General features: G+C 61.1%; 1 protein-coding gene. It reads left to right on the top strand.

Annotated features, from left to right (window positions below; all coding sequences use genetic code 11):
* Positions 1 to 13: 13 nt before the first annotated feature.
* Positions 14 to 624 (top strand): citrate:proton symporter (locus tag ACF8FG_RS05650; protein ID WP_392518632.1); only part of this gene is annotated, 611 nt, incomplete at its 3' end.

The following is a 624-nucleotide window of genomic DNA, read 5'->3' as shown; positions in this document are numbered from 1 at the left end:
AAGAGAACAAACCATGCTCGCACTTCTGGGCCTGATCATGGTGGTGACCTTCACCTACCTGATCATGAGTAAACGCCTGTCCCCGATCGTTGCGCTGACCATCGTGCCGATTGTTTTCGCCCTTATTGGCGGTTTCGCGCCAGACCTGGGCAAGATGATGCTCGATGGGCTGAAAATGGTCGCACCGTCTGCCGCGCTGCTGCTGTTCGCCATCCTGTTCTTCGGCCTGATGATCGACGCCGGCCTGTTCGACCCGCTGATCCGCAAGATTCTCAAGCGGGTGAATGGCGACCCGATCAAGATCGCGATCGGCACCGCCCTGCTGTCGCTGCTGGTGGCGCTGGACGGTGATGGCACCACGACTTACATGATTACCTGCGCTGCCATGCTGCCGCTGTACAAGCGCATCGGCATGAACCCGATGATCCTGGCGACCGTATCGATGCTGTCATTGAGCATCATGAGCGGCATGAGCCCGTGGGGTGGTCCCGCCACCCGCGCCATTGCCGCGCTCGGCCTGGATGCGACCGAGTACTTCATTCCGATGTTGCCCACCGTCATCGGTGGGGCGGCATGGGTTGTGTTCACCGCCTACCTGCTGGGCCGTGCCGAGCGCCGGCGTAT

Source organism: Pseudomonas sp. YQ_6, assembly GCF_043103245.1.
In the GTDB taxonomy this organism is placed as follows: Bacteria; Pseudomonadota; Gammaproteobacteria; order Pseudomonadales; family Pseudomonadaceae; genus Aquipseudomonas; species Aquipseudomonas alloputida.
Note: the sequence above shows the minus strand (reverse complement) of the source record. Positions and strands in the feature narration are given on the sequence as shown.